Source organism: Streptomyces sp. cf386 (genome assembly GCF_900103585.1).
In the GTDB taxonomy this organism is placed as follows: Bacteria; Actinomycetota; Actinomycetes; order Streptomycetales; family Streptomycetaceae; genus Streptomyces.
The window spans coordinates 38952-63819 of the sequence record NZ_FNHV01000006.1 but is presented as its reverse complement, the minus strand read 5'-3'; the positions used below and the strand labels follow the sequence as shown (position 1 = coordinate 63819).

Genomic DNA, 24868 nt, shown 5'->3' with positions numbered 1-24868 from the left:
AGGCTCAGGGCCGAAACCCGCGTTCGCGCAGGTGAACAGGGACGGCCGCCGCTTGCTCCCGCGAAGGAAGGGTCTGCCGGATGACCACTTCGCCCTACACATCCCAGTCGGCGTTCGACGGCTCCAGGATGCGCGTCACCCTGCTCGTCGATCTCCATGAAGGCGCCCAGCAAGAGTTCCTCGACGCCTACGAGCAGATGCGTGACCGCGTCGCGTCGGTCCCCGGTCACCTCGGTGACCAGTTGTGCCAATCCCTGGAGAACCCGTCCCAGTGGCTCATCACGAGCGAATGGGCGAGCGCCCCGCCGTACCTCGCCTGGATGAGCAGTGAAGAGCACTTCGAGACGGTCAGGCCCCTGCAGAACTGCGTCCGTGACCTGCGCTCGATGCGCTACGGCATCGTCCGCGAGACCGGCGGTGCCCGCCCGGGCCTGGGCGGACTCCAGGCGGACGTCCGGGTCGGCGACGGGGTCACGCGTCATGCCCTGACCTTCACCGTCAAGCCCGGCTCCGAGTCCAAGGTCGCGGAGATCCTTGCCGGATACGCGCCGCCCCAGGCCCGCGTCGACGACTCCACGCGGCTGCGCCGGACCACCCTGTTCATGCACGGCAACCGGGTCGTCCGCACCGTCGAGGTGGAGGGTGACCTGATGGCGGCCCTGCGCCATGTCTCGCGCCAGCCCGAGGTTCGGGCCGTCGAGGAGGCCCTCAACCCGCATCTGGAGCAGCACCGGGATCTGTCCGACCCCGAGTCCGCGCGGGCCTTCTTCGCCCGCGCCGCGATGCCGCCCGTCCACCATGTGGCACGCGGGGGCCCGGAACCGGACGACATCACGCGCCGCGCCCTGTACTACCCGGCCCGTCCCGGCTGTGGCATGGCACTGGCCCGGCTGCTCTCCAAGCAGGACGAGTCCGCGGCCGCCGACCCGGCGAGCCCCGTGCACCGCAGCACCGTCTTCCAGCGCGAGGACATCGTCGTCCGTCTCATCGACGTACGGGGTGATCCGGAGACCGACCCGGTCATGGCGCTCGGCATCCATGGCCCGAGGAAGCCCGCCGTGCTGGCCCGTCTGCTGGACGGTGCCGCACTCGGCGTGGCGGGACCGTTCACCGGCGAGCGGGAGGCGACCCGCCTCCTGACGCACAGCGACATGAGCCTGATCACCGACCGCAGGGCTGCGCAGTCCTGACCGCCGGGGCCTGTCCGGCGGACCGGGCCCCAAGGGACCAACACCCCATCGACCGACCTGGAGACAGACCATGGAGAAGATGCGCCCGCGCGTCGTGGACATCAAAGACATCGAGCCCAACCGCAAGCGCGGCGGGGACCTGCGCACGCTGCTCACCCCTGTCACGGTGGGCTCTACCAGCGGGTTCATGGGCCTGGCCATCATCCGGCCCGGCGAACGCATCAGCGAGCACTACCACCCGTACTCCGAGGAGTTCGTGTACTGCGTCGAGGGCAGGCTGGAGGTCGACCTGGATGGAGAAACGTTTTCCCTCCGCTCCGACCAGGGCCTGATGATCCCCATCGACATGCGCCACCGCTTCCGCAACGTCGGTGACGAGGAAGCCCGGATGGTCTTCCATCTGAGCCCCCTCGCACCGAACCCGAAGCTCGGCCACGTCGACACCGAGGCCCCGGAGATCAGCGACGACCTCCAGGCGTACCCGCTCGTCCAGGGGGAGGGCGGGCAGCCCGAACGGCCGGGGGTTCTCTCATGACCCGGCGGGTGGCGGTCACCGGTATAGGCGTCGTCGCCCCCGGCGGGATCGGGGTGCCGGCGTTCTGGGACCTGCTGTCGAACGGCCGTACCGCGACACGCGGCATCACCCTGTTCGACCCCGAGGGGCTGCGGTCCCGCATAGCCGCCGAGTGCGACTTCGACCCGCTCGCCCACGGGCTCGACCCCGAGCAGGTCGAACGCGCCGACCGGTACATACAGTTCGCCCTGGTCGCCGCGCAGGAGGCCGTGACCGACAGCGGTGTCGACTTCGCCGCGGAGAACCCCTGGCGCGTGGCCGTGTCCCTGGGCAGCGCGGTGGGCGGCACGACCCGGCTGGAGCACGACTACGTCCTGGTCAGCGAACGGGGACAGCGCTGGGACGTCGACCATCGTGCGGCGGAGCCACAGCTGCACCGGGCGTTCTCGCCCAGCACGCTCGCATCGGACGTCGCCGAGCGGTTCGGCGCGCAAGGTCCGGTGCAGACCGTCTCCACCGGCTGCACCTCCGGGCTCGACGCGGTGGGCTACGCCTTCCACACCGTCGAGGAGGGCCGCGCCGACATCTGCATAGCCGGGGCGTCGGACTCGCCGATCTCCCCGATCACCATGGCCTGCTTCGACGCCATCAAGGCCACGTCGCCCAACAACGACGATCCGGCGCACGCCTCCCGGCCCTTCGACGCCAACCGCAACGGGTTCGTCATGGGCGAGGGCGCCGCCGTACTCGTCCTGGAAGAACTGGAACACGCGCGTGCGCGCGGCGCGCACGTCTACTGCGAGCTCGGCGGCTACGCCACCTTCGGCAACGCCTACCACATGACCGGTCTGACCTGTGAGGGCCTGGAGATGGCCCGGGCCATCGACGTCACCCTCGACCACGCGCGCGTGAACCCCACGGACATCGACTACGTCAACGCGCACGGCTCGGGCACCCGGCAGAACGACCGCCACGAGACCGCCGCGGTCAAGAAGTCCCTGGGCGCCCACGCCTACGAAACGCCCATGAGCTCGATCAAGTCCATGGTGGGCCACTCGCTCGGGGCGATCGGCGCGATCGAGGTCGTCGCCTGCGTCCTCGCCCTGGCCCGCCAGGTGGTCCCGCCGACGGCGAACTACGAGACCCCGGACCCCGAGTGCGATCTGGACTACGTCCCGCGCACCGCACGCCCGCGCAGGCTCGACAACGTGCTCTCCGTGGGCAGCGGCTTCGGCGGGTTCCAGTCCGCGGTGCTTCTGACAGGGCCCTCAGGGAGGAAACGATGAGTGGTAGTGGCATACGCACCCGGCGGACCGCCGTCACGGGGATCGGTGTGGTCGCGCCCAACGGCCTTCATGCGGACACCTACTGGAAGTCCGTCAAGGAGGGCGCGAGCGTCCTGGACCGAATAACCAGGGAGGGCTGCGAGCACCTCCCGCTCCGCGTCGCCGGCGAGGTCCGCGGCTTCGACCCGGCGGCGCTCATCGAGGAGACCTTCCTCGTCCAGACCGACAAGTTCACCCACTTCGCGCTGGCCGCCGCCGACGCCGCCCTGCTGGACGCGGGGCTGAGCAGCAGCGCCGCCGACTCGCCGTACTCCGTCGGCGTGGTCACCGCCGCCGGGTCCGGGGGCGGCGAGTTCGGCCAGCGGGAACTGCAGAAGCTGTGGGGGCAGGGCTCCCGGTTCGTCGGGCCCTACCAGTCCATCGCCTGGTTCTACGCGGCCAGCACCGGCCAGATATCCATCCGCAAGGGCTTCAAGGGCCCCTGTGGGGTGGTGGCCAGCGACGAGGCCGGCGGCCTGGACGCCGTCGCGCACGCCGCCGGGGCCGTGCGCCGGGGTACCGACGTGGTCGTGGTCGGGGCGGCCGAGGCGCCGCTCGCCCCGTACTCGGGGGTCTGCCAGCTCGGGTACCGCGAACTCAGCACCGTCGAGGACCCGTCCCGCGCCTACCGCCCCTTCACCTCCGCCGCCTGTGGCTTCGTGCCCGCGGAGGGCGGTGCCGTACTGATCGTCGAGGATCTGGACCGGGCCGAGCGCCGGGCCGCGACCGTCCGGGCCACCGTGGCCGGACACGCCGCCACCTTCACCGGGGCCTCGCGCTGGGACCGGTCACGGGAGGGGCTCGCGCACGCCATACGGGGCGCGCTCGACGCGGCCGGCTGTGCGCCGGAGGAGATAGACGTCGTCTTCGCCGACGCGATGGGGGTACCGGAGGCGGACCGCGCCGAGGCACTCGCCCTCGTCGACGCCCTCGGCCCGCACGGCACCAAGGTCCCCGTCACGGCCCCCAAGACCGGCATCGGACGGTCCTACTGCGGGGCGCCCCTGCTGGACATCGCGGCCGCCGTGCTCGCCATGGAGCACGGGCAGATCCCTCCGACGCCGGGCGTCTTCGACATCTGCCACGACATCGACCTGGTGACCTCCACGGCCCGCCCGGCCGAACTCCGCACGGCCCTGGTCCTCAGCCGGGGACTCATGGGCTCCAACTCGGCGCTCGTTCTGCGCCGCGGCCCCGGAACGGCCGTCTAGTGAATCAAGGAGAACACGTATGACCACAGATGTGACCCAAGTGACCGTCGCGGAACTGGCCACGCTGATGAAGAAGGCCGCCGGCGTGTCCGTCGACCCGCACGAACTGCAGAGCCGGGTCGACACCCCCTTCGCCGAGTTCGGGCTGGACTCGCTCGGCCTCCTCGGCATCGTCGGCGAGCTGGAGAACCGGCACGGCCGGGCGCTGCCCACCGACGCGGAGCGCTGCAAGAGCCCCCGCGACTTCCTCGACCTCGTCAACGGCGCACTCACGACAGGAGCCTGAGGTGGCAGGACACACCGAGAACGAGATCACCATCGCCGCACCCCTCGACCTCGTCTGGGACATGACGAACGACCTGGACAGATGGCCCAAGCTCTTCAGCGAGTACGCCTCCTGCGAGGTGCTGTCCCGCGAGGGCGACACGGTGACCTTCCGACTGACCATGCACCCCGACGAGAACGGCAAGGTGTGGAGCTGGGTCTCGGAACGGACCGCCGACCGCGAGAACCTCATCGTCCGGGCCCACAGGGTCGAGACCGGGCCCTTCGAGTACATGAACATCGTCTGGGAGTACGAGGAGACTCCCGCCGGTACCCGGATGCACTGGACGCAGGACTTCGCCATGAAGCCCGACGCCCCGGTCGACGACGCCTGGATGACGGACAACATCAACCGCAACTCACCCATCCAGCTGGCCCTCATCCGTGACCGCGTCGAGGAGGTCTCATGCACCACGCCCTGATCGTCGCCAGGATGGCCCCGCAGTCGGCCAAGGACATCGCCGGTGTCTTCGCGGACTCCGACCGCGGTGAACTCCCTCACCTCGTCGGAGTGACCCAGCGCTCCCTGTTCCAGTTCGGCGATGTGTACATGCACTTCATCGAGGCCGAGCAGGACCCGGGTCCCGCCATCGCCAAGGTGGCCGGGCACCCCGAGTTCGTCGACATCAGCAGGAGGCTCGAAGCGTTCGTCAGCCCGTACGACCCGGAGACCTGGCGGAGTCCGAAGGACGCGATGGCACGCCGCTTCTACCACTGGCAGCGCTGACGCAGGACGGAAGAAGGCCGCCGCCCGCGCTCATCGAGCGCGGGCGGCGGCCTTCCTGGTGCGGCCTGCTACTGACGGTCCAGGGCCGGCATCAGCCGCAGCGCGTTCTCCCGGTTGATGCGCTGGAGTTGCTCCTCCGTAAGGAAGGGATCGCTGTCCAGCGCGGGCGTCACACTGTCGGCGATGACATGGGCCGGAGTGGGCGGCCAGTCGGTGCCGAAGAGGATGCGGTCGGGGTCCACCGTCGCGAGCAGCGTGGGCGTGGCCGACGGGGACATGGGGCCTGCCGTGTCGAAGTAGAACCGGTGCAGGTAGTCACGGACCCGGCCGGGTTCGATCCCGGGGGTGAGACGGCCGCCGAAGAGTTCGAGCCGGGTGGCCATGTAGGGGAGGAAGCCGCCGCCGTGCGGGAGGATGAAGCTGAGGTTCGGGTAGCGGTCCAGGGTGCCGTTCCTGATGAGGTTGATGGCCGCACGGGTGGTGTCCATCAGGAAGTCGCACACGAACGGCGGCATGCCCGGCAGCCCGGCGCCGTCCTTCGCGGCCGGCACCTCCATGGGGTGCGTGCTGATGACCGCGGACCGGTCGTTCAGCTCCTGCAGCAGACGGTCGTGCGACTCGTCCCCGAGGACAGCGCCGTCCACGCTCGTTCGGGTGCTCACCCCGACGGCACCGAGCTCGTCGAGGCCGTACTCGACGCTCCACGAGGAGAGCTCCAGGTCGTCCAGGAACACGGGCGTGAAGAAGGCGAAGCGCTCGGGGTGGCTCTCGACGACGTCGGCCGCCGCCCGCAGCGCGAGACGTGCGCTCTCCTGGCGCTGGGCCCGCTCACGGAACCGGCCCAGCATCGCGACGGTCATGACGGAGGTGCCGATGCCCGTCTTGTCCATGACCTCCAGCGCCGAGTCCAGGTCCCAGCGGGTCCACCAGGGCAGCTTCTCGCGGTTGACCACGCCCTCCTGCTCGGCCCAGTCCAGCCAGGTGGGGGAGGTGAAGTGGTGATGGACGTCGACGCGTCCGACAAGGCTCATAACAACGTCCTCGGTGTGGGTCGGTCAGCGGGATACGGCGAGGCCCTCGCCGGGGTTCGGCGAGGGCCCGGCCGGTTCAGTCGTGGCAGAGCACCGTCTGCAGCACGTTGGTCAGGACGCGGTCGGCGTCCGGCATCGCGGCGTCCGCGCGCCAGGCGACGAAACCGTCCGGGCGCACGAGGACGGCACCGTCCTCGGCCGTGCCGTGCAGCTCCGCCCAGTCGGCGTCGAGGTCGGGGACGAGGTCGTGATCGGCGCCCGTTCCCACGAGATACGCCTCGACCGGGAAGCCCAGGTTCCGGGATGCCTTCTCCACCGCGTTGCGCCACTTCTGCCCGCCGGACCCGGCGAGCAGCACGAAGGAACGCTCGTACAGGTCGAGCGTGGAGATCCGGTCGGCTCCCCGCATCACCCACATGTGGGGCGCCCGGCTCCCCGGCTCGCCGCCCAGCTGGAAGACGTCGGGGACGGTCGGCTCCTCAGGCGAGGCTCCCACCACGGCGTTCGACGCGTACCGGTAGCAGAGGGCGACGGTCATCAGGTCCGCCGGGTCGTTGTTGCGCCCCGCGGCGGGGCTGAACCCGGGGTGCTGCTCGTCCTCCGCCTGGACGCACGCGCGCGTGCCGGTCGCGAGGGCGACGGGCCGACGTTCCCGCTCGTAGGAGTCGAGCAGGGACAGACCGGCCCAGCCGCGGAGCACCGAGGCCAGCTTCCAGGCGAGGTTGTGGGCGTCCTGGATGCCGGTGTTGGAGCCGAACGCCCCGGTGGGCGGCATCTCGTGGGCCGAGTCGCCGGCCAGGAAGACCCGGCCCTCGCCGTAGCTGTCCGCGACCCGCTTCGAGGCGTGCCAGGGCGCTTTCCCGGTGATCTCGACGTCGATGTCCGCGACGCCGACGGCGGCACGGATGTGGGTCGCCAGCCGCTCGTCGGTGAAGTCCTCCAGGACCTCACCCCGGTCGGGACGCCAGGGAACGTGGATCACCCACTTTTCCTCGTTGTCCACCGGCAGCAGAGCGCCCTCACCCTGGGGGTTGGTGGCGTAGCAGACGACAAATCGTTTCTCTCCGACGTGGTTCTTGAGCGCCTTGCTCCGGAACGTGACGCTGACGTTGTGGAACAGCTCGCCCGGCCCCGACTGCCCGATCCCCAGCTGGGTGCGGATGGGGCTCCGGGGGCCGTCGGCGGCCACCAGGAAGTCGGCGTTCACGGTGTAGGTCTCGCCGGTCTCCCGGCGCAGGATCTGGGCCTGTACGCCGTCCCCGGTCTGCTCGAAGGAGACGAGCTCCGAGCCGAAGCGGATGTCGGCGCCCTGCTCCTGGGCGTAACTCAACAGGACGGGTTCGAGATCGTTCTGGCTGCACAGACACCAGTCCGAGGAACTGACCCGGGACACGTCCATGCCGCCGGAGATGTCCCCGATGATCCAGCGGCGCTCCTTCCCGGTCAGGGTGTCCACCTGGAGGATGCCGTCGTTCCCGGAGAGAACACTGGCCGCCTTCCGAATGCGGGACTCCAGGCCGGCGGTCCGGAAAATCTCCATGGTGCGTAGATTGTTGCCGCGGCCGCGCGGATGCGTCGATGTCCCGGCATGCCGCTCCACGAGCATGTGTTCAATTCCAAGGCGTCCCAGGAAAACCGAAGTGGAAAGGCCCACCAAGGATCCGCCGACAATGAGAACTGGTACAGATTCCGCTTCGTATCCGCTCACGTCGACGATGTTTACCAGTTAGGACTCCGGTCCACACGTCATACGGCGACCCGACCCATTTGGCGCAGTGCCGTTTGCGACGCGGTGCCGCCCGGGAAACGGTGGCACTGACCGACGGAATCCGACCGCCGGAATCCACGCCTACCCGGGGACAGTCATGACGCAAGCGTTCGCATCCGAGGAATCCGAGGCTCTGTCGCCCGAGGAAGCCGCAGCCGCGGCCTCGGCGTGCACCCGGGAGTTCCGCGCCAACCCGCATCCCGTGTACGCCGCGCTCCGCGCATCGGCACCCGTTTGCCCGATGTCGCCGCCGCACGGTGTCGAGACGTACCTCATCACGCGGTACGACGACGGACGCGCCGCGCTGGCCGACCCCCGGCTGAGCAAGGACATGTACGGCGCCATCGACGCCTACCACCGCATTTTCGGTGACTCGTCGATCGCGCTGGACGACAACATGCTGTTCTCGGATCCGCCGAAGCACACTAGGCTGCGCCGGATCGTCGGCAGTACGTTCACTCCGAAAAGGGTGGAATCGCTGCGCACCCGGGTCCAGGAGATCACCGACGGGCTGCTGGACCAATGTCCGACGTCGGGTCCGTTCAATCTGCTCCCGGAGTTCTGCTTCCCGCTGCCGCTGCAGGTGATCTGTGAACTCCTGGGCGTCCCGGAAAACGAGCGCAAACAGGCCCAGGAATGGTCCGCGACCGTCGCGCAGACCGGTTTCGGACCGGAGGCGAGAAAGGCGCTGGAAATCGCCGAGGGAAATCTCCGCGAGTATCTGGTGGACCTGTGTGCGCGGAAGCGGAGGGAGCCGGACTCGGGCCTGCTCAGCGCGCTCGTGACGGCCAAGGACCAGGAAGGCGCGCTCACCGACAGCGAACTCGTGTCGACGGCGTGGGTGCTCCTCTTCGCGGGCCACAAGTCGACGGCGTACCAGATCGGCAACGCCGTCTACCACCTGCTCAGCCGACCGGAGCAGAAGCGGCTGGCACTGCGGGACGAGGCCTCCATGGCGGCGGCGATCGAGGAGGTCTTCCGGTTCGAGTCCTCCGTGGAGAACTCCACCTTCCGCTGGGCGAAGGAGGACATCGTGCTCCGGGACCAGCTCATCCCCAAGGGTGCGCTCGTCCAGATCTCGATCACCGGCGCCAACCGCGACCCGGAGATGTTCGCCGACCCGAACGAGCTGGACGTCCAGCGCCCGAACGTGCAGGCCGCGCATCTCGCCTTCGGCTACGGCCCGCACTACTGCGTCGGCGCACCGCTGGCCCGGCTGGAGATGCAGCTCGCCCTCGGCACCCTGTTCCGGCGGCACCCGGACATGGCCCTGGCCGTGGCACCGGAGGACGCGCGCTGGATGACCGTGCCGTTCCCCGCCTTCCGTGGCCTGGCGGAACTTCCCGTCGTCCTCGACCCGTCCTGACGGGAACGCCATGGAACGCGTACGCGTCATCCGTCTGCTGAACGTCCGAGAGGGACGGGAAGCCGACTTCGTGGAGTCCTACCAGGGTGTGCTGGAGCGCGCCCTGGTGTTCCCCGGTCACCTCGGCGAACAGCTGTGCCGCTCGATCGACAATCCCGCTCAATGGCTGCTGACCAGCGAGTGGGAGAGCCTGGAGTCGGTCAAGCGGTGGCGGTCCGACCCCGATCACGCCTCCCTGGTCGAGCCGATGAACGCCTGTCTGCACGACGACCGGTGGACGGCGGTCTTCCAGGTGCGGGAGACGGCGGACAGGTAGGCGGACAGGCGGGCGACGAGTAGGCGACAAGCAGGAGGACAGGAAGGGCGCACAGACCGAAAGGCGAGACAGGGCTGACCGGCATGTGACCGGCCGGTAGTGTCGGTTCCGTGCCGAAGCCGCTCAGCCTTCCCTTCGACCCCATCGCCCGCGCCGACGAACTCTGGAAGCAGCGCTGGGGCAATGTGCCGTCCATGGCCGCCATCACCTCGATCATGCGCGCCCAGCAGATCCTGCTCGCCGAGGTCGACTCGGTGGTCAAGCCGTACGGGCTGACGTTCGCGCGGTACGAGGCGCTGGTGCTGCTCAATTTCTCCAAGGCCGGCGAGCTGCCGATGTCCAAGATCGGCGAGCGGCTCATGGTGCACCCCACGTCGGTGACGAACACCGTCGACCGGCTGGTGAAGTCCGGCCTGGTCGACAAGCGGCCCAACCCCAACGACGGGCGCGGCACACTCGCCTCGATCACCGCCAAGGGCCGCGAGGTGGTCGAGGCGGCCACCCGCGACCTGATGGCGATGGACTTCGGGCTCGGTGTCTACGACGCCGAGGAGTGCGCGGAGATCTTCGCGATGCTGCGCCCGCTCAGGGTGTCGGCACACGACTTCGAGGAGAGCTGACCCGGGGCAAGATCTCCCGGAACCGGTGGTTACGCTCTTTCCCATGAAGAAGAGCGTCCTGACCCGCTACCGGGTGATGGCCTACGTCACCGCCGTCATGCTGCTCGTGCTGTGCACCTGCATGGTGTTCAAGTACGGCTTCGACATGGGCGAGGACGTCACCTTCGCCGTCTCCCAGATCCACGGCTTCCTCTACATCATCTACCTGGTCTTCGCCTTCGACCTCGGCTCCAAGGCCAAGTGGTCGTTCGGCAAGCTGCTGTGGGTGCTGCTGTCGGGAACCATCCCGCTCGCCGCCTTCTTCGTGGAGCGCAAGGTCACCCGCACGGTCGAGCCGCTGGTCAGCGGCCCCGTTCCGGCGGCAGCGAAGGCGTAACCCACCGCCGTACACACTGCCGCACGCACCGCCGTACACATTCGTACGGCGGTCTGCCATCGACATTTACTAGGACGTCCTAGTAAATTCGAAGGTATGGACGCTGACGCCATCGACGAGGGCCGCCGCCGCTGGCAGGCCCGGTACGACGCCGCGCGCAAGCGCACGGCCGACTTCACCACGCTCTCCGGCGATCCCGTGGAGCCGGTGTACGGACCCCGAACCGGGGACAGGTACGAGGGCTTCGAGCGGATCGGCTGGCCCGGGGAGTACCCCTACACGCGCGGGCTGTATCCGACCGGCTACCGAGGGCGGACGTGGACCATCCGGCAGTTCGCTGGGTTCGGGAACGCCGAGCAGACCAACGAGCGCTACAAGATGATCCTCGGCAACGGCGGAGGCGGTCTCTCGGTCGCCTTCGACATGCCGACGCTCATGGGCCGCGACTCCGACGACCCGCGCTCGCTCGGCGAGGTAGGGCACTGCGGTGTCGCCATCGACTCGGCCGCCGACATGGAGGTCCTGTTCAAGGACATCCCGCTGGGCGATGTGACGACGTCGATGACGATCAGCGGCCCGGCAGTCCCCGTCTTCTGCATGTACCTGGTCGCGGCGGAACGGCAAGGTGTCGACCCCGCCGTCCTCAACGGCACCCTCCAGACCGACATCTTCAAGGAGTACATCGCCCAGAAGGAGTGGCTCTTCCAGCCCGAGCCGCACCTGCGCCTCATCGGCGACCTCATGGAGTACTGCGCGTCCGGCATCCCCGCCTACAAGCCGCTGTCCGTCTCCGGCTACCACATCCGCGAGGCCGGGGCGACGGCCGCGCAGGAGCTGGCGTACACGCTGGCGGACGGCTTCGGCTACGTGGAGCTGGGCCTGTCCCGCGGCCTGGACGTCGACGTCTTCGCCCCCGGCCTGTCCTTCTTCTTCGACGCGCACGTCGACTTCTTCGAGGAGATCGCCAAGTTCCGAGCCGCGCGCCGTATCTGGGCACGCTGGATGCGGGACGTGTACGGCGCGCAGAGCGACAAGGCCCAGTGGCTGCGCTTCCACACCCAGACCGCCGGCGTCTCGCTGACCGCCCAGCAGCCGTACAACAACGTCGTACGTACGGCCGTGGAGGCGCTGGCGGCCGTGCTCGGCGGCACGAACTCGCTGCACACCAACGCCCTGGACGAGACCCTCGCGCTGCCGAGCGAGCAGGCGGCGGAGATCGCGCTGCGTACGCAACAGGTGCTCATGGAGGAGACCGGCGTCGCCAACGTGGCCGACCCGCTGGGCGGTTCGTGGTACGTGGAACAGCTGACCGACCGGATCGAGGCCGACGTCGAGAAGATCTTCGAGCAGATCAAGGAGCGCGGGCTGCGGGCGCACCCGGACGGGCGGCATCCCATCGGGCCGATCACCTCCGGCATTCTGCGGGGCATCGAGGACGGCTGGTTCACCGGGGAGATCGCGGAGTCGGCGTTCCAGTACCAGCGGGCGCTGGAGAAAGGCGACAAGAGGGTCGTCGGGGTCAACGCCCACACCGGGTCCGTCACCGGCGACCTGGAGATCCTGCGGGTGAGCCACGAGGTGGAGCGCGACCAGGTGCGGATGCTGGGCGCCCGCAAGGACGGCCGGGACGACGGTGCGGTGCGGGGCGCACTCGACGCGATGCTCGCCGCCGCGCGGGAGGGCTCCAACATGATCGAGCCGATGCTGGACGCGGTGCGGGCGGAGGCGACCCTCGGGGAAATCTGCGGGGTGCTGCGGGAGGAGTGGGGGGTGTATACGGAGCCGGCGGGGTTCTGAGGAGCCCGGGGTGAGGTGGGGCGGGGAGGTCTCCTGCCCCACGGTCCTCACGTCTGCGCACAAGCGCACCCCGAAACTTCTTTGCCATGGACCTGCCGCGTGTACATAAGGTGATCGCCGTGCAGCGTTTCACCGAGTTCGATTTCGGCGTGCCGTGGGTGATGGGCTTCTTCCATCAGGACTGGATGTACGACGGGCCCACAGCCGCCGACGTCGTGGCGAAACACCTGACGGGGGCAAGCGGCGAGGTGGCCCTGACGGTTCGCCGGGACGCCCGTACCCTCGCCGTCAACCTGCCCTCGGAGACACTCGAGGTGCTGTGGACCGCCGGAGCGCAGTACATGCCGGGTTTCGTGCGGACCACCGGAGCCGAGTGGACGCGCACGGTCGTCGGCCTGTGTGACACCAGGCTGTCCGCGCACAGGAACGTCCGTCCACTCACCGGCGTCGACACGGAGGACGGCTGGTCCCAGCGGGACGCGGTCGTCGCCGAGATCGAACGGGCGGAGTTCCTGACCGCCGAGGTGCGCGACGCGCTTGCCGAGTGTGCTCGCCGCTGCACGCCGGACCTGGCGCTGCGGCTGCTGCTTCGGTGCGTCCTCAGCGCACCGGAGAGAGCTCTGTCCCAGGACCAGTACGACCGGTTGGAAGTGATCGGATCGGCCCTCCACTACGGCGAGTTCGTGGTGGACACCGTCAGGTTCCTGGTGTCGGACGACTGACGGGTGCCGTCAGTCCGTTCAGTAGGAGCGCCGTGAAGCTCTGCGCCCAGGTGGCGTCGACCGGCTCGGCGCTCACCAGGGTGCGGTGGACCACCGCGCCCGCCACCACGTCGAAGATCAGGTCCACGGTATGTGCGGCTTCCTCCGGATCCGGTTCCGGGGGAAGCTCGCCTCGTTTCTGGGCCCGGAGGCGGCCCTGAAGGACCAGGTGCTTCTGGCGGTCGACGATTGAGTCGCGGATGCGCTCGCGCAGGGCGTCGTCCCGTGTCGACTCCGCCACCACCGCCATCAGCCCGCTCCGAGCCTCCGGCCGGGCCAGAATCGCCGCGAACTGAAGCACCACGCCCTCGATGTCGGCGGCCAGAGAGCCCCGGTCGGGGAGTTCGAGCTCGTCGAAGAGCTCCGCCACCGCGTCCACCACCAGCTCGTTCTTGCCGGACCAGCGGCGATAGAGGGTCGTCTTTGCAACCCCGGCGCGCATGGCGACGTCTCCCAGGGTGAGCTGGGACCAGCCCACCTCGACCAGTGCCTCACGAGTCGCGGCCAGGATCGCCGCGGCTGCGGTGGCGCTGCGCGGGCGACCGGGGCGGGTGCCGGAGGTGCGGCTCTGCATCCCACGACCATAGCTCCGCGATATTGGCGGATTCTGTGATGCCGTGAGGGAGATCACCGGGGCATGGTGTCCGGGAGGCACTCGGTGCCATTACGCTACGACTCGTAGCGAAAGCTTGCGATAGACGTACGCGAGCGATGTGCGAGCGCTACGCGACCAAGAGCAAGCGGCGAACACGCGCGGCGTGGGGTGGGGACCCGGCGTCGAACAGCAGTAGGCCGGACCGGCTTTCACCGTGCTTTTCACGTACACGCGGCGGACGGGGGAGGATAGACGCATGCAGCCACGGAACATGTCCATGAGCGGAGTCGTCGACCTCGCCGCGGTGAAGGCGGCCCAGGAGGCCAAGGCGAAGGCGGAGCAGGCGCGTGCCGAGGCCGCCCGGCAGGGCGGGGGCGCCGTAGGCGTGTCTCCCGCCGATCTTGTCATCGACGTCGACGAGGCCGGGTTCGAGCGGGACGTCCTCCAGCGGTCCGCCGAGGTGCCCGTCGTCATCGACTTCTGGGCCGAGTGGTGTCAGCCCTGCAAGCAGCTGAGCCCGGTGCTGGAGCGGCTCGCCGTCGAGTACAACGGCCGGTTCCTCCTCGCCAAGATCGACGTCGACGCCAACCAGATGCTGATGCAGCAGTTCGGCGTGCAGGGGATTCCCGCCGTGTTCGCCGTCGTCGCCGGGCAGGCGCTGCCGCTCTTCCAGGGGGCGGCCGGCGAGGCGCAGATCCGCGAGACGCTCGACCAGCTCGTCACCGTAGCCGAGCAGCGGTTCGGTCTGACCGGCCTGACGGTGGACCCGGACGCCGAGCCGGGTGGCGCGCAGACGGCCGCTCCCGCCCCGCCCACCGGTCCCTATGACGCCCTGCTCGAAGCCGCCGTACAGGCCCTGGATGCGGGCGACTTGGGCGGTGCCGTGCAGGCGTACAAGAACGTACTGAGTGAGGACCCGGCGAACTCGGAGGCCAAACTCGGGCTCGCCCAGGCCGAGTTGCTCCAGCGGGTGCAGGGTGCGGACCCGCAGCAGGTGCGCAAGGAGGCCGCCGACAAGCCCGCCGACGCGGCTGCGCAGATCGCCGCCGCCGACCTGGATCTGGTGGGCGGCCATGTCGAGGACGCCTTCGGGCGGCTCATCGAGACGGTGCAGCGCACGGTGGGTGACGACCGGGACACCGTACGACTTCGGCTACTGGAGCTGTTCGAGGTCGTGGGTGCCGATGATCCGCGGGTGGCGGCGGCGCGCAGGGCGCTGGCGCGCGCTCTGTTCTGACCGGGGCTGCGAGCGGGGCGGCGGCCCTGTTCTGACCAGTCACTAAACGCACGGGCCGATGTTGTCCGAGTGAAAGATTTGTCGACAGAGCGCCAGTGCGGCCGCGCTTTACCAAATCTTGGTAATCGCGGCCGCAGTTACTGCAGGTAAGTCACGGGCTTCGTTCTGTCAGAGCCTGTCCGGTGATACCTGGATTTGTCCGGTCGCTTGACGCCACCCTGGGTCGCTGTCCGAGACCTGCGGGTCGTTGTTCGGTTATCCGGCCGTTACTACCGAGTAACGAAGCCCCTTGTGCGGGCGGCGAGAATGCACCACGATCGGCCACGCTCGGTCCTTTCCCGTACCCCGACAGCCGGTTGGGTCACGGGAGTTCCTGGGTCCCCACCGAGCAGAGTCGGCGGCAGTGGCGCCGGCTCTTGGACAGGGGGGTCTTCGCCCACCCGGCGAAGCCTGTCCAGCAAGGTTGTGCGTGATGCGTGTCAGGCGCGACCAGTGGTGTCGCTCGGGGGTGATCGCCGGTTATTCGGGTGCGGTTCGCGCCTCTCGAGTACGGGCGCTCTCCTTCCCGAGGACGTAGCGCTTCTCCCATCCCTGCCCGGTTGAGCCCTCTTCGGGGGGCGGGTCGGACCAGGTGATGTACGTCCGAGAAGGAGGAAATATGGAGTCCCAGGTGCGTGGCGGGACGAGATGGAAGCGGTTCGCTGTGGTCATGGTGCCCAGCGTCGCCGCGGCCGCGGCGGTGGGTGTCGGGCTTGCGCAGGGTGCGCTGGCCGCGTCGTTCAGTGTTTCCGGCCAGCAGTTCAAGGTGACGGCCGAAGAACTGCACGGTAAGGGATTCGCCCAGTACGGCGGCATCGACACCGTCTACACCTCGACCGCCGGCGACAAGAAGACGCAGGTGCCGGTCGCGATCTCGTCGTTCGACACGGCGACGATCAACAAGATGTGCCAGTCGGTCAAGACGGAGATCCCCCTCATAGGGAAGACGATCTACCTCCGGCTTGAGGCGGGCAACGACCCGAAGAAGCCGGTCGCGGCCGAGAAGCTCTACATCGACGTCGCCCAGCTCGACGCGGATGCGGAGTTCGAGGACATCGACATCGGCGTCGCGGTCAAGGACAAGACCCGCGGTCCCGACGTCAAGCAGGGCGAGAACGTGCTGCCGGGCGGCTTCGCCCAGCAGGCGAAGAAGGCCGACCTCTACGGCGTGAAGCAGACGGCGTGGGCGACCACGGCCGGCACCTTCAAGCTGAGCGGGCTGTCGATGCGTCTCGGCACCAACCCCGACATGGAGTGCTACTGACGGTTTCCGTCACCGGGGTGTCCTGGGGGAGCTGAGCTGCCCCAGGGGGCGGGGAAGCAGTCGCTTCCCCGCCCCGCCGGCCCGGCCCCTCCGGGTGCCGGGCACCCAAACAGACTCACACTTCCGGCTTCTTCACGCCTACGGCCGAGCCGGTACGTACTTCCACCGGACCCAGGGAGCTGTTTTCCATGAGTGCCGAGACTCCGGTCCAGAGCGCCGGGACCTTCACCCGGTTGCGTCTGCGATTCCGCGACTGGCGGGGCACCCGGCCGTTCTGGGCAGGCCTGTTCACCCTGCTCGGCGGGGTGCCGATCGCCTACTTCCCGTACGCCACCCTCAAGCTGGGCACCATGTCGCTCACCATGGCGACCACCGCCGGTGCCGGCTCCCTCATCATCGGCGTCCTCCTGGTCACGCTCGGGCTGACCATGTGGTTCCAGCAGGCGACGCGCGTGTTCGCCGGTGTCGCGGCGATCATCCTCGCCCTGGTGTCCCTGGTGGTCTCCAACATCGGCGGCTTCATCGTCGGCTTCCTGCTGGCCATGATCGGCGGCGCGCTCGCCGTCTCCTGGATGCCGGGCAAGGACCGGCCCGAGGCGGGCAAGCCGCAGGACGGCGCCGAGGGGCCCACGGGTGAGGGCGCCGCGCCCAGCGCTCCCGAGGGCACCGTCGAGCCGGGGCCGTCCTACCCGCCGTACGGGACCGCCGACGGCGGCCCTGCCCACGGCGGCGGGCCGCTGGGCTTCCGGGCAGAGGACCGTGTCGGGGGTGACCGTGTCGGCTGACGAGGCCCGCGACAACAGCTCTGCGGCCCCGGCACGGGAGAGAACGGGGCCGCGCCACGCGGCGCCCAAGAAGCCGCTGTTCACCAGGTTGCAGATGCCGGCCGGCAAGGCGATAGCGATGGCCGCGATGCCGACTGCGGTCCTCATGGGCATGGGGTTCACGCCGACGCTGGCCCTGGCCGACGAGCAGTCGCCGTCGACTTCGAACAGCTTGACCGCCGACGAGTACAAGGACTGTGTAGCGGCCCTGGCGGAGGATGCGGACGGTGCGTCCGCTTCGCCGACGCCGGAAGCCGACGAGTCCACCGACTCCGCCGACGAGAACGAGGCGGCGGAGCCGACTCCTTCGGCGTCGGCCTCCGAGGACTCCTCGGACTCCTCCGGCTCTTCGGGCGACTCCTCCTCGTCGGATTCAGGTTCCGACGACGCGGCCGAGCCCACGCCGACGCCCTCCCCGAGCAAGTCGAGCGAGGCTCAGTCGGGCGACACGGCCACCCCGTCGCCGTCGCCGTCGCCGTCCGAGAGCGGCGGCAACCTGCTTGAGGACATCGGCGACGCGATCAGCGGGATCTTCACCGGAGGCGAGAAGGAGTCGGCGAGCCCGAGTCCGACGCCGTCCGCGTCGGCGAGCGCGAGCGAGGAGACGCCCTCCGAGAGCAGCGACAAGGAGACGTCCGACCCCGTCAAGGAGACCACCGACAAGGTCACCGACACGGTGAACGACGCCGCGAAGGACGCGACCGACACCGCGTCCAAGGCGGCCGAGGACGCCACCGAGGCGGCCGAGGAAGCGGCCGACGAGGCCACCGCCTCCCCGAGCCCGTCCGCGAGCCCCACGGTCCCCGAGGGCTGCGAGGCCGCCACGGAGGACGAGGGCGGGGTCGACAACCAGATCCTGGTGCCCGACGACCCGTGGTACCTGGAGGCCAGTTCGCTGACGCTGAAGGGCGCGGACTACCAGGGCATCGTCGAGGTCAAGACCGCGAGCGGCAAGACCAAGAAGGTGCTGAAGTACGTCATCTCCGACGGTACGGACATCGGCGACCTGCACCAGATCGTCAAGGACAAGCAGTCCGGCAAGACGCACCATGTGCAGGCGGCCGAGGGCTCCAAGTCCACGATCACCGACGGCAAGACGGTGATGTACACGGAGAGCATTTCCGGGAACCTGCTCGGCCTGATCCCGGTCACGTTCGACCCCGAGCACCCGCCGCCGCTGAACATCCCGTGGATCTACTTCACCAACGTGAAGGTCACCCAGGCCGCCCAGTTCGGCGGCACGCTGACCGTTCCGGGGATGCGCCAGTACATCACCGACTGACCCGGGCGTCTCAACCGGACGCCCCCACAAGTCCGTTCGGGAGCCGCAACACCCGGCTGTGGCCCGGTCCTCCGTATGCGAGGGCCGGGCCACAGCTATTTCATGGGTCGTCAGAAAACCCTTTACATGCTTCACATCATCCCCATAAAGTGCCACTTGCCGTGAGCATGACCGGCCGCGGCGCGGGGGGAAGCACCGGAGCGCCACGACCAAGGCGCGAGCCGTCTGTGTGCGCGTGTGCGAATCCTCCGCCGACCTCATCGAGGGGGACCTCGCACTCCATGTTCACTTTCGTCAGCCGTCCGTTGCGTCGGGCGGTGGCGGTCACGTCCGCGCTCGCGGCGGCCGCCGTACTCGTGGTGACGACGGCGAAGGACGCACCGACTTCGCCCACCGCACCCGACTCCGCACAGGCGGCCCACACCGACCGGGCGCCGCTGCTCCAGCAGGCGGCCGCCGACGGTACCGGCCTCTTCCCGCTCCTGACCCGCGACAAGAACGGCCGCCTCTTCGACCACGAACCCAAGGGCACCGGCGGGTTCGCCGCCAAGTTCGATCTGGGCGGCGGCTACTCCGGCGCGACCGCCCTGGCCCAGGCCAACGTCTCCCGCAGCCAGACCGGCACCGACCTGTACGCCGTCATCGACGGCACGCTGTACTTCACCGCCGAGCGCGGCGCCGACACCAAGGTCCTGGGCACCGGCTGGGACAAGTACAACCTGCTCGTCTCCGTGGGGGACATGGGCGGCGGCGCCCAGCCCGACCTGCTCGCCCGCGACAAGGACGGTGCGCTCTGGCTCTACCAGGGCAGGGCCGGCGGCACCCTCGCTACCAGGGTCCGCGCCGGTGCCGCCGGCTGGAACGGCATGAACGAGCTCGCCGGACGCGGTGACTACACGGGCGACGGCAAGGCCGACCTCGTAGCCCGCTCCACCACCGGGACGCTCTACGTCTACCCGGGCACCGGCAACGTCACCGCCGACGCCGTGCTCGGCACCCGTGTGACGGTTGCCGCGCCCACCGGTACGGCCTGGAAGGACTACACCGCCCTGGTCTCGTCGGGCGACAACGACGGCGACGGCAAGCCCGACCTGATCGGCGTGGACAGCGCCGGTGCGCTGTGGCTGTTCAAGGGCACCGGGAAGTCCTCGGCCCCGTTCGCCGCCCGCACCCAGATCGGCACCAGCGGCTGGACGGCGTACAACCTGCTCTTCTGAGCCGTCCGGGCCCCTCCTCCACTTCTCTCTTCTTCTCTCTTCAGCAGAACGGCTGACTTCCGTATGCGTACGAACGCACGTCCGGCCGCGCGCAGACGCCGGACCGTCTTCCGGACCCGGGGCGGCTGGTCCCGGCTCCTGACCACCACGGCCCTCGCCACCGCCACCGCGATCGCGGTGACCAGCGGTCAGCTCCCCACCCCGGCCCCGCGACAGACCGCCACCGCCGCCGACGACCCGGCCGACACCCCCTTCGACCTCAAGAACGTCCAGCGCGTCCGCGAGGAGCAGTGCCTCCTCAGCGGCGTCCTGCGCAAGGGCGGCCCGGCGATGAAGGAGATCGCACGGGCCGGCCTCGTCGGGACGGAGGAGCAGCTGCACACGGCTGCCAACCCGGAGTACTGGACCGACACACCGCTCGCCGGGGCGTTCAAGAACGACCGGACGGCAGCCGACGCCAAGCTGGACGAACTGGCCGGCCGCCGAAAGGTATGGGAGCAGTCCCTCGCGATTCCGGACCAGACCACACCGCCGGGCTACACGGTCACCGGTTTCGAGTGGGTGGAGGACGGCGCCAATCCCTTCAGCACCATCAAGCTGAGCAGTTGGGTCGCCGCCCAGTTCTGGAAGAACGAGGGGGACTTCTACACCGATCCCCATCCGCTGGCGAGCAAGGAGTCCGTCGACGCCGCCACGGCCGTCTACAACGCCCGTTACGACGCGAACGACCACGCCGACTACGAGGACCGCCAGGCCTGGGAGTCCATGCAGTTCATGCATGGCATGTACGCCGACGACGCGCGCCTCTTCCTCCAGTACGGCGGATTCCCCACCACAGCGCCCGACCCGGACTCGATGGAGTTCCGGATCGACGTCGAGAACCTCAAGGCGCGGTTCGCGTCCTGCGCGTACACCAACCCGCCCGACCCGCACGGTGTGCTGGGCACCGAGCTGGCCGTGGCCGCCACCGAGTGGCAGAACGAACTCGCCGGCCAGAAGACCCAGCGGGACACCATCATCCGGGCCGAGAAGCAGGCCAACGCCGATCTGGCGACGGCCTCCCAGGCGCTCGGGGAGTCCCTCGCGCAGTCGCTGATCGCGAGTCGGCTGACCGACTGGCAGGCGTACTGGACCAAGCAGAAACCGGCAGATCACCCCAACTTCTACCCGACCCCGGACGAGTTCGCCCAGGTCAAGAAGTGGATCTCGAACGCCCAGGGCCGAGCCTCGGGCCGCCTCTTCGTGGCCTCCCGCGCCGCGTTGTCCGCCAAGACCCAGGCTGCCCAGGTCACCAAGGCCCAGACCGAGGCGTACACCATCGCCGACCAGGCCGGACTGCCGCGCGGCCGGGGCCTGTTGCACGGCCAGCAGGCCGCGCAGGTCACCAAGGCTTCGGCCGCGGCCGCGCAGGCGGCGGCGAAGGCCGCCGAGACCGCGTTCAACGCGACCCGCGCCTCGGCCGCCGACAGCAAGGCACTGAACTCCCTGGCCAACACCCAGGCGCACGCGGCGAAGGCCGAGTTCCGGCGCAAGGCCGCCCAGGAGGCCGAGGCCCAGGCGAAGGCCGCCGCGGAGGGCGCCGCAAAGCAGGCCACGGAGGCCGCGAAGCACGCGTCCGAGGCCAAGGCCGCGGAGAACAGGGCCGAGGCCGCGGAGAAGACCGCGAAGGACGCGGCGGCCGACGCCAGGGCCAAGCGCCAGAAGGCCGAGGCCGAACGGGACTACGCCAAGTCGCAGAAGGACCTGGCCGAGGCCGAGCGCAAGAAGGCGCACGACGCGGAGTCACGGGCCCAGACCCAGCGCGGGATCGCCGCGGACAGGCTCTCCGACGCACAGGCGGCGGGCCGGACCGCGTCCGAGAAGAAGGACGGCGCGCTGGCCGCCGAGCGCAGGGCCAAGACGGCCCGGGACGGCGCGCTGGATGCCGAGGAGCGCCGGGACAGCCTCGTGGCGAAGGCGGAGGCGGCCGAGGCGCTGCTCGCCGCGGTGGACGGCACCGCGGACGCCATCGAGGCCCGGCAGGCCGCCACCAAGGCACGTACCGCAGCGAACGAGGCCACGACCGCGGCCACCGAGGCGCGCAAGGCGGCCGACGAGGCCACCGCGGCGGCCACCAACGCCCGCGAGGCGGCGACCCGGGCCGAGGGCGCGGCCAAGCGCGCCCAGGCGGCGGCGGACGCGGCCAAGCGGGACGTCGCCATCACCGGTGCGGCGGTGAAGAAGGCCCATGCGGCCGCCGCCGACGCCATCGACGCCGCGCAGGCGGCCAAGTGGAACGCGATCGCCGCGAAGGCGGAGGCCGAGACCGCGCAGAAGGCAGCCGCCAAGGCGAAGGGCGACGCCGTCGTGGCGCGCTCCGAGGCCACCCTGGCCGGTGCCGACGCGATCCGCACCGCGGGTCACGCCTACGCCACCGGGCAGGCTGCTGCGGCCGCCCGTGACTCGGCCGCCCAGGTCGTCAGGCCGGCCAACGACGCCATCGAACTCGGCTCCCCGTACGCGGAGACCGACTCCTCGGCGGGACTCGCCGTGCTGACCGGGCAGGCGTCCAAGACGGCCGCCCAGCAGCAGGTCGCCGTGGCCAACGCGAAGGCGGCCCAGGCGGCGAAGGCCGCGGCCGCGGCGAAGGCGCTGGCGGCCAGGGCGGACGCCGACGCGAAGGCGGCTGCCGAGGCCGCGGCCAATGCGGCCGAGTACGCGGCGAACGCCGCCAAGTCCGCCGCCGAGGCCCAGGCCTCGTCCGACGCGGCGGCCGCCTCCGCCAAGGCGGCCAAGAAGGCGGAGGCCAACACCGTCGCGTACCACGAGCAGGCCGTCGAGGACGCCGACGCGGCACAGCGGGCGGCCACCTCGGCCGACGGCTACGCCACGCAGGCCGACTCCGCCGCCGACGAGGCCGAGCGGGACGCGGCCAGCGCCCGCAGCGCCGCCGACGCGGCCGAGACCGACGCCTCCACCGCCCGCTCCGTCGCCGACCAGGCCGAGAAGGACGCCACCACGGCCGAGACCGCGGCGGCAAACGCCCGCAACCTGGCGGTGGAGGCCGCGCAGGCCGCGATCCGCACACAGCAGGTGGAGTTCGAGGAGCAGCAGGAGCAGCAGCGCACTCCCGACGGCGGCGGCACGGGCGTCGACGGGGTGGTGATGAAGCCCAGCGGCGACACGAGGGTCGACGTCAACCCGCTGAGCGACTGTGTGGGCACGGGCAGCGGCAAGGACATCGGCTGCGAGATCGACCTCGAGTTCCACATCTACGGCGAGATGGACTTCTACCTGGAGACCTGCCCGAAGCCCGGGGTCGAGCGCTCCAAGTGCGGCAACGCCATCAAGCGCACCTACCTCACCAGCTCGCCGCTGGACGTCCGCTTCCGTGAGGACAACGTCCACATCGACGGCCTGGAGCTCACGGCGTCGGTCCTGAAGGCCGTTGCCACGGGAGCCGTCGCCGACATCGTCGGGTGCTGGAAGGGCAAGATCAGCAGCTGCCTGTGGCTGGCCGGCAGCATCATCCTGCCGGGGCTGCTGATGAAGGCCGCCGAGGCCGCGTTCGCGGTGCACATGGCCGTGCGCCAGGGCACCGGGATCGGCCGCGCCATCTGGGGCCTGCGCGGCACCGGGCTCTCCGCGTCCGCGGCGGCCAACCTGGAGCGCCTCGGCCGGCAGGCGCTCAACTCCATGTGCTTCCCGGCCGGAACGAAGGTCGCCACCGAGCACGGCACCAGGCCGATCGAGGAGATCAAGGCCGGCGACCGGGTCTGGGCGCAGGACCCGGAGACGGGAGAACGCCGGCTGCGCACGGTCGCCGGGGTGATGCAGCGCACCACGGACGCGCTGGTCTCCGTGGACATGGGCGAGGAGACGGTCCGGGCCACCCCCGAGCACCCCTTCTGGGTGGACGGCAAGGGCTGGACGAGCGCCGAGGCACTGCACCGGGGCGACCGGCTGCGGACCCTGGACGGCAAGGGCGCCCGGGTCGAGTCGGTCGAGAAGAGCGCGGTCCGGACCCAGGTGTTCAACTTCGAGGTCGAAGGTGACCACACCTACTTCGTCGGCCGGACGAAGGTCCTGGTGCACAATGCCTGCCGGATCTGGCCGAACAACATGGCAACCTCGCTCGCCGACGAACTCGCGCTGGCGCAGCGCCTGGGTGTCCGTCCGGCCAGGCCGGGAACCGCGGACTGGGACAAGTACATCGACATGGACGGGGAAAAGATCAAGTGGGCTGTGCTCGAGGACGGCCAGCTGGTGATCATGCCGAAGATCGTGCAGACCAAGGAACTCTCCCATCCCGTGCTCAGCGGCGGTGCCCCTGTCAGGGCCGCCGGTGAGGCCGAGGTCGCGGGCGGGGGCGGCCAGTACTTCGGGCTGAGCATCAACAGCCACAGCGGTCACTTCTTCAAGCAGGGCGACGAGTTCTGGGCACCCGGCGGCGGAGCGGAAAAACTCGGCAGGGAGATGTTCGAGGCGGCTGGGGTGATCTTCGGGTGAGCGCTCTCTTCGACGACCTGGACCGGCTCGACATCGACGCGCACGTGCGTCGGTGGTCGGGGCCGGAGGCGGGGCGGGGCGGTGGGGCGGTGAGCCAGTGGATGGCTGCTGCCCAGCAGTTCGCCGCCCGTGTCCAGGCGGACCCGGACGGGGTGACCGACAAGCAGTGGCGGGCGATCGCGCAGGCGTGGCCGGCCCTGCTCGCCGCAGCCGAGCGGGCGACCGGACCTCAACACCACGAATGGCTGATGCGCGACCTCTGGTTCAGGTCGTGGCTGCTGGAGAGAGTGGGGCCGCGCGAGGACGTACCCCTGTTCGATCCCGGCCCCGTGCTCGACGGGGCACTGGACGCCATGCCCATGAGCCCGGAGGAGGCCGCCGTACTCGCCCCGCGGTGGCGTGAGCTGGAGCGGCCGCAGATCCTGTCGCTGCGAACGGCCAGGCGGCTCCTGGCGCCCGTGCGCTCCTTGGCTCCGCTCCTCGGGGATCACCCGCGGTGGAGCGAGTACGAGGCGTGGGAGCGGCTGTCCGGCAGCCTGCCCTAGGCAGGGAAAGCATCGAGGGCGCCCCCTGCCGTGTCGGCAGAGGGCGCCCTC

23 protein-coding genes are annotated in these 24868 nt (G+C 69.9%); 20 read left to right on the top strand and 3 right to left on the bottom strand.

Annotation, left to right across the window (positions count from 1 at the left end; translation table 11 throughout):
• Nucleotides 1-80 precede the first annotated feature (80 nt).
• From BLU79_RS16580 to BLU79_RS16550, 7 genes are all read left to right on the top strand, one after another.
• The gene (locus BLU79_RS16580) at nt 81-1190 is read left to right on the top strand and encodes a SchA/CurD-like domain-containing protein (RefSeq protein WP_093906551.1); all 1110 of its coding nucleotides are present in this window, start codon (nt 81-83) and stop codon (nt 1188-1190) included.
• 70 nt (nt 1191-1260) lie between these two features.
• A complete protein-coding gene (locus BLU79_RS16575; RefSeq protein ID WP_093906550.1) occupies nt 1261-1725 on the top strand; it encodes a cupin domain-containing protein in 465 nt (154 codons plus the stop codon).
• Nucleotides 1722-2990: a beta-ketoacyl-[acyl-carrier-protein] synthase family protein gene (locus BLU79_RS16570; RefSeq protein WP_093906549.1), complete on the top strand. Its 1269-nt coding sequence runs from the start codon at nt 1722-1724 to the stop codon at nt 2988-2990. The genes BLU79_RS16575 and BLU79_RS16570 overlap by 4 nt, the downstream gene beginning before the upstream one ends.
• Nucleotides 2987-4240: a ketosynthase chain-length factor gene (locus tag BLU79_RS16565; RefSeq protein WP_093906548.1), complete on the top strand. Its 1254-nt coding sequence runs from the start codon at nt 2987-2989 to the stop codon at nt 4238-4240. Before BLU79_RS16570 ends, BLU79_RS16565 begins: the two co-directional genes overlap by 4 nt.
• Nucleotides 4241-4259: 19 nt before the next feature.
• Nucleotides 4260-4526, top strand: coding sequence for an acyl carrier protein (locus BLU79_RS16560; RefSeq protein ID WP_093906547.1), 267 nt, complete (start codon nt 4260-4262; stop codon nt 4524-4526).
• A 1-nt stretch (nt 4527) separates the two neighbouring features.
• Nucleotides 4528-4986 (top strand): SRPBCC family protein, encoded by a 459-nt coding sequence (locus BLU79_RS16555; protein WP_093906546.1) that lies wholly within the window; start codon nt 4528-4530, stop codon nt 4984-4986.
• Nucleotides 4971-5291: a TcmI family type II polyketide cyclase gene (locus BLU79_RS16550; protein ID WP_093906545.1), complete on the top strand. Its 321-nt coding sequence runs from the start codon at nt 4971-4973 to the stop codon at nt 5289-5291. Before BLU79_RS16555 ends, BLU79_RS16550 begins: the two co-directional genes overlap by 16 nt.
• Nucleotides 5292-5359: 68 nt before the next feature.
• On the opposite strand, the gene BLU79_RS16545 is transcribed toward BLU79_RS16550, so the two are convergent.
• Both BLU79_RS16545 and BLU79_RS16540 read right to left on the bottom strand, forming a co-directional pair.
• On the bottom strand, nt 5360-6322 hold the full coding sequence (locus BLU79_RS16545) for an amidohydrolase family protein (protein ID WP_093906544.1): 963 nt from the start codon (nt 6320-6322) through the stop codon (nt 5360-5362).
• A 76-nt stretch (nt 6323-6398) separates the two neighbouring features.
• On the bottom strand, nt 6399-8030 hold the full coding sequence (locus BLU79_RS16540) for an FAD-dependent oxidoreductase (RefSeq protein ID WP_093906543.1): 1632 nt from the start codon (nt 8028-8030) through the stop codon (nt 6399-6401).
• A gap of 157 nt (nt 8031-8187) precedes the next feature.
• Here BLU79_RS16540 and BLU79_RS16535 point away from each other — a divergent pair, with 157 nt between their 5' ends.
• From BLU79_RS16535 to BLU79_RS16510, 6 genes are all read left to right on the top strand, one after another.
• On the top strand, nt 8188-9456 hold the full coding sequence (locus tag BLU79_RS16535) for a cytochrome P450 family protein (RefSeq protein WP_093906542.1): 1269 nt from the start codon (nt 8188-8190) through the stop codon (nt 9454-9456).
• Nucleotides 9457-9466: 10 nt separating this feature from the next.
• Nucleotides 9467-9772 (top strand): antibiotic biosynthesis monooxygenase family protein, encoded by a 306-nt coding sequence (locus tag BLU79_RS16530; RefSeq protein WP_093906541.1) that lies wholly within the window; start codon nt 9467-9469, stop codon nt 9770-9772.
• A 110-nt stretch (nt 9773-9882) separates the two neighbouring features.
• On the top strand, nt 9883-10392 hold the full coding sequence (locus BLU79_RS16525) for a MarR family winged helix-turn-helix transcriptional regulator (protein ID WP_093906540.1): 510 nt from the start codon (nt 9883-9885) through the stop codon (nt 10390-10392).
• Between the two features lie 43 nt (nt 10393-10435).
• On the top strand, nt 10436-10768 hold the full coding sequence (locus BLU79_RS16520; protein WP_093906539.1) for a DUF3817 domain-containing protein: 333 nt from the start codon (nt 10436-10438) through the stop codon (nt 10766-10768).
• A 96-nt stretch (nt 10769-10864) separates the two neighbouring features.
• Entirely contained in the window at nt 10865-12565 is a 1701-nt protein-coding gene (locus BLU79_RS16515; protein WP_093906538.1) for a coenzyme B12-dependent isobutyryl-CoA mutase large subunit, read from the top strand.
• A gap of 119 nt (nt 12566-12684) precedes the next feature.
• Complete coding sequence (locus BLU79_RS16510; RefSeq protein WP_093906923.1) at nt 12685-13287, top strand: hypothetical protein; 603 nt, start codon at nt 12685-12687, stop codon at nt 13285-13287.
• Here BLU79_RS16510 and BLU79_RS16505 read toward each other — a convergent pair.
• Nucleotides 13262-13900, bottom strand: coding sequence for a TetR/AcrR family transcriptional regulator (locus BLU79_RS16505; RefSeq protein ID WP_093906537.1), 639 nt, complete (start codon nt 13898-13900; stop codon nt 13262-13264). The genes BLU79_RS16510 and BLU79_RS16505 overlap by 26 nt on opposite strands.
• A 277-nt stretch (nt 13901-14177) precedes the next feature.
• Here BLU79_RS16505 and BLU79_RS16500 point away from each other — a divergent pair, with 277 nt between their 5' ends.
• The 7 genes from BLU79_RS16500 to BLU79_RS16465 all read left to right on the top strand — a co-directional run bounded on the left by BLU79_RS16500 (nt 14178) and on the right by BLU79_RS16465 (nt 24817).
• Complete coding sequence (locus BLU79_RS16500; RefSeq protein ID WP_093906536.1) at nt 14178-15158, top strand: tetratricopeptide repeat protein; 981 nt, start codon at nt 14178-14180, stop codon at nt 15156-15158.
• Between the two features lie 658 nt (nt 15159-15816).
• Nucleotides 15817-16461, top strand: a complete 645-nt coding sequence (locus BLU79_RS16490) for a DUF6230 family protein (RefSeq protein WP_093906535.1) — start codon at nt 15817-15819, stop codon at nt 16459-16461.
• Nucleotides 16462-16649: 188 nt separating this feature from the next.
• Complete coding sequence (locus BLU79_RS16485; protein WP_093906534.1) at nt 16650-17246, top strand: DUF6114 domain-containing protein; 597 nt, start codon at nt 16650-16652, stop codon at nt 17244-17246.
• The gene (locus BLU79_RS16480) at nt 17236-18567 is read left to right on the top strand and encodes a hypothetical protein (protein WP_093906922.1); all 1332 of its coding nucleotides are present in this window, start codon (nt 17236-17238) and stop codon (nt 18565-18567) included. Before BLU79_RS16485 ends, BLU79_RS16480 begins: the two co-directional genes overlap by 11 nt.
• 281 nt (nt 18568-18848) lie before the next feature.
• Nucleotides 18849-19784, top strand: a complete 936-nt coding sequence (locus tag BLU79_RS16475) for an FG-GAP repeat domain-containing protein (RefSeq protein ID WP_093906533.1) — start codon at nt 18849-18851, stop codon at nt 19782-19784.
• A gap of 63 nt (nt 19785-19847) precedes the next feature.
• A complete protein-coding gene (locus BLU79_RS16470; RefSeq protein WP_093906532.1) occupies nt 19848-24272 on the top strand; it encodes a polymorphic toxin-type HINT domain-containing protein in 4425 nt (1474 codons plus the stop codon).
• A complete protein-coding gene (locus tag BLU79_RS16465) occupies nt 24269-24817 on the top strand; it encodes a hypothetical protein (protein ID WP_093906531.1) in 549 nt (182 codons plus the stop codon). Before BLU79_RS16470 ends, BLU79_RS16465 begins: the two co-directional genes overlap by 4 nt.
• The last annotated feature ends 51 nt before the right edge of the window (nt 24818-24868 follow it).

Coding starts and splice junctions, on each gene's coding strand:
- BLU79_RS16580 (WP_093906551.1), top strand. CDS start 81: ATGACCACTTCGCCCTACACATCCCAGTCGGCGTTCGACGGCTCCAGG.
- BLU79_RS16575 (WP_093906550.1), top strand. CDS start 1,261: ATGGAGAAGATGCGCCCGCGCGTCGTGGACATCAAAGACATCGAGCCC.
- BLU79_RS16570 (WP_093906549.1), top strand. CDS start 1,722: ATGACCCGGCGGGTGGCGGTCACCGGTATAGGCGTCGTCGCCCCCGGC.
- BLU79_RS16565 (WP_093906548.1), top strand. CDS start 2,987: ATGAGTGGTAGTGGCATACGCACCCGGCGGACCGCCGTCACGGGGATC.
- BLU79_RS16560 (WP_093906547.1), top strand. CDS start 4,260: ATGACCACAGATGTGACCCAAGTGACCGTCGCGGAACTGGCCACGCTG.
- BLU79_RS16550 (WP_093906545.1), top strand. CDS start 4,971: ATGCACCACGCCCTGATCGTCGCCAGGATGGCCCCGCAGTCGGCCAAG.
- BLU79_RS16545 (WP_093906544.1), bottom strand. CDS start 6,322: ATGAGCCTTGTCGGACGCGTCGACGTCCATCACCACTTCACCTCCCCC.
- BLU79_RS16535 (WP_093906542.1), top strand. CDS start 8,188: ATGACGCAAGCGTTCGCATCCGAGGAATCCGAGGCTCTGTCGCCCGAG.
- BLU79_RS16530 (WP_093906541.1), top strand. CDS start 9,467: ATGGAACGCGTACGCGTCATCCGTCTGCTGAACGTCCGAGAGGGACGG.
- BLU79_RS16520 (WP_093906539.1), top strand. CDS start 10,436: ATGAAGAAGAGCGTCCTGACCCGCTACCGGGTGATGGCCTACGTCACC.
- BLU79_RS16515 (WP_093906538.1), top strand. CDS start 10,865: ATGGACGCTGACGCCATCGACGAGGGCCGCCGCCGCTGGCAGGCCCGG.
- BLU79_RS16505 (WP_093906537.1), bottom strand. CDS start 13,900: ATGCAGAGCCGCACCTCCGGCACCCGCCCCGGTCGCCCGCGCAGCGCC.
- BLU79_RS16500 (WP_093906536.1), top strand. CDS start 14,178: ATGCAGCCACGGAACATGTCCATGAGCGGAGTCGTCGACCTCGCCGCG.
- BLU79_RS16490 (WP_093906535.1), top strand. CDS start 15,817: ATGGAGTCCCAGGTGCGTGGCGGGACGAGATGGAAGCGGTTCGCTGTG.
- BLU79_RS16485 (WP_093906534.1), top strand. CDS start 16,650: ATGAGTGCCGAGACTCCGGTCCAGAGCGCCGGGACCTTCACCCGGTTG.
- BLU79_RS16475 (WP_093906533.1), top strand. CDS start 18,849: ATGTTCACTTTCGTCAGCCGTCCGTTGCGTCGGGCGGTGGCGGTCACG.
- BLU79_RS16470 (WP_093906532.1), top strand. CDS start 19,848: ATGCGTACGAACGCACGTCCGGCCGCGCGCAGACGCCGGACCGTCTTC.